Annotated in this window: 1 protein-coding gene; it reads left to right on the top strand. The window is 42.7% G+C overall.

Annotated elements, in window-relative coordinates; all coding sequences use genetic code 11:
- Positions 1-441: 441 nt before the first annotated feature.
- Complete coding sequence (locus tag VB740_RS36190) at positions 442-3,447, top strand: peptidase domain-containing ABC transporter (RefSeq protein ID WP_323204620.1); 3,006 nt, start codon at positions 442-444, stop codon at positions 3,445-3,447.
- Positions 3,448-3,574: the final 127 nt, after the last annotated feature.

The raw sequence follows: 3,574 nt of genomic DNA, 5'->3' as shown, positions 1-3,574 counted from the left end.
TCCTTTTAGGAGAGAGGTTTGGAGAGAGGTCAAAATATTAAGTTGCACATCGCGTCATAAATTAAAATATGCAACGCTAAGTTTAAAGACCGCGTTTCTGTGTTTTGCCTTGATGATAAGTATCCATCTGGCATACTTGCAATACTAAATACTGCTTTGAAGCTCGTATAAATTATGTAAGGTAAACTACGTGAGAAATTGCCGTCGAGCTATTTACACTATCTTCTTTATTGTTTTGAACAACACATAACAGTTGTAACCCTATATAAGTGTAAGTCTGTAATTAGACTAATTACTCCAGTAGCATTACTTATTTAGCTACACTTATGCTACATAAGTATTGAGGCTGCTGGCATAATACTGAAAACTACCACTGTTACTAAAAGAGATACTCGCTAACTCGCAACTTTATTCCTCACTTTTACTTTCGACTTGTTTCATATGACTTATATTAAGAACACTTTTCTCGAATTTATCACTACCCTAGAAGGGTTTGATCACTTACCAGATGCAGCGATCGCTAATCTATCAGAACAGCTACAAGCTTGGCGCTATCGCATAGGCCAGAAAATCATCGGTAAAGAAAGTCTCCCAGAACGGATCACGATAATTTATGAGGGACAAGTGCGCCTATTGGGATATGACCCCCAGACGCAATTGCCAATTACCTTAAAATTGCTGCAACCAGGGGAAATTATCGGCGAAATTAGTTTGTTGCGCGATGTCGCTTGTGAAACAGCGATCGCCTCCACCGAAGTAGTATGTTTAACCTTGAGTGCATCGGCATATTTTAGCTTTCTGGCTTTATACCCAGCTTTTGCCGATGCTCGGAAGAACCACAGTTCTTTAGTGGAAGTTTTCGATATTCTCAGCTCGTATTGGAAACAGCAAGCGATCGCTACTTTAAATTTTAAAGAAATCGCAGAAAACGCCTTACCACAAGCGAAAATACATTATCTCCCTCCAGGGACAACTCCATTCAACCAACTCGATAGCGAAAGCGTCTGGTTTGTGAGTGGCGGTGGCACAGTAACGAATTTATCACCTGGCGATCGCCTAGAATCGGACGATGACAGAGACAAAATCCAAGTTATAAGTCAAAATCCTGCACGGTTGCTTGGTATACATCCGTCAAATTTGATATTAGTAGAAGATCATCACAAGATAGAAGTCGTGGTCAGGGAAACCAAATCAGATAGCGCCGAGGAATTAGATATTCCTTACGCATCAGACGAAATAGTTCCCCAGCCAGCCCCGGATACCTCAAAGAGTTCGTCAAAACAGAAATACCCGTTTTTTAGCGGTAAGGGAGAATTAAATACAGCCTTCGCCTGCTTCCAAATGATCGCGAAGCACCTAGAAATGCCGTTTCGTCGAGAAGTGGTTCGCCGCATCTTAACTGAGCAAGTCAAACGTCAGGGTGTCATATCGTTTCAAGTTACTGCTTACCTGGCAGAGTTAATCGGACTGAAAGCGCAGTTGATCGAGCTACCAACCGCTTCATTGGCACGTATTCCTACACCAGCATTGATTCGCTATAATGACAATTTTGCAGTTTTATATGCAGCAGATGCAAATACTATGGTTTTGGGTGTCCCATCCAAAGGAATTGTGCGCTGCAAACCCGCTCAATTGGTTGAACAATTAGATGTTGATCCAACCGACTTTCCGCCCAAAGTTAGGGTATTACTGCTCACTGCTACCAATCAAACACCCCAAGAACGCTTTAGTTTACGCTGGTTTATCCCCTATTTATCAAAGCACCGCCGAGTCCTAATAGAGGTCTTTATCGCTTCCTTTTTCGTGCAGTTGGCAGCGTTGGCGAATCCTCTGGTGGTTCAGTTAATTATTGACAAAGTTATCACTCAAAATAGTATTGGCACACTACATATTTTGGGGATTTTGCTATTAGTAGTCGGGCTATTTGAAGCAGTGCTGACTACCTTACGAACCTACTTATTTGTCGATACCACTAACCGGATCGATATGGGTTTAGGGTCGCAAATCATTGACCACTTATTACGTTTACCACTGCGCTACTTTGAACGCCGACCGGTAGGTGAACTTTCCACTCGGATCAACGAATTAGAAAATATCCGCCAATTTCTGACCGGTACCGCCTTGACAGTCGGGTTAGATGCTCTATTCTCGGTGGTTTATATCGGTGTGATGCTGATTTATAGTTGGCAACTCACCTTGGTTGGCTTAAGCACAATTCCAGTATTTGTGATTATCACCTTAGTTGCTTCTCCCACCATTAGCAGACAGTTACGTGGCAAAGCCGAACGCAACGCCGAAACTCAATCTTATTTAGTTGAGGTGATGTCAGGAATTCAAACCGTAAAAGCGCAAAATATCGAATTGCGATCGCGCTTTTCTTGGCAAGAGCGTTATGCTCGGTTTGTCGCCGCTGGTTTTAAAACTGTTGTAACTTCTACACTCGCTAACTCCACCAGCAACTTTCTCAATAAACTCAGTAGTTTACTCGTTTTGTGGGTAGGAGCTTATTTAGTACTTCAAGGAGAATTAACTTTAGGCGAATTAATTGCCTTTAGGATTATATCTGGTTACGTCACTAGCCCAATATTGCGTTTAGCTCAACTCTGGCAAAGCTTCCAAGAAACAGCCTTGTCTCTAGAGCGTTTAAGCGATATTGTCGATACCCCACAAGAAGGAGAAACAGACCGCTACAATATACCCTTACCTAGCATCAAGGGAGCAGTGAAATATGAAAATGTTTCCTTCCGTTTTGGCACAAGTGGCCCTTTGCAACTCTCTAATGTCAACCTCGAATTTGAGCCAGGAAAATTTATCGGCATCGTCGGTCAAAGTGGGTCTGGTAAAAGTACTATGATGAAGTTACTGCTCAGACTTTACGAAACTGAGTCCGGCAGAATTTTGATTGATGGTTATGATATTGCCAAAGTGGAACTCTATTCACTGCGGCGACAAATTGGTGTGGTTCCCCAAGAAACGTTGTTGTTTGACGGAAGCGTTCAAGAAAATATTGCCCTAACCAATCCCGATGCGACAACCGAAGAAATTATCGAAGCGGCTCAAGTTGCTTGCGCCCACGAATTTATCATGAACTTACCCAACGGTTACAACACGCGGGTGGGAGAACGGGGTTCTGCACTTTCAGGTGGACAACGACAAAGAATTGCGATCGCTCGCTCTGTTTTACAACGACCAAAATTATTAGTTTTGGATGAAGCAACCAGCGCATTAGATTATCCCACAGAACGGCAAATATGTCTCAATTTAGCCAAAGCATTTAAGGGTGATACAGTGTTTTTCATTACCCACCGATTAAACACCGTCAGTAATGCAGACATGATTGTTGTAATGGATAATAGCAGGGTTATAGAAAAAGGTAGCCATCAAGAATTAATGGCTGCTAAAGGTCATTATTATTACCTGTATCAGCAACAAGATGTGAACTTATAATTTAGTCATTGCTAAGGGCATGGTAATGAAGAGGCAGGGGAAAATGACCAAGCCCCGTTGGGGCGGGGTGTGGGGTGTAGGGTGGTGCGACTCGTTTGCGGTGAATTCATAACCCGCAGTGAAAACG

Origin of the sequence: Nostoc sp. UHCC 0251 (assembly GCF_034932245.1) — a bacterium.
Classification (GTDB): Bacteria; Cyanobacteriota; Cyanobacteriia; order Cyanobacteriales; family Nostocaceae; genus Nostoc.
This window is presented reverse-complemented; position numbering and strand designations above follow the sequence as displayed.

Bases quoted from the DNA above. Each gene is read 5' to 3' on its own strand.
- VB740_RS36190 (WP_323204620.1), top strand. From the start codon at position 442: ATGACTTATATTAAGAACACTTTTCTCGAATTTATCACTACCCTAGAA.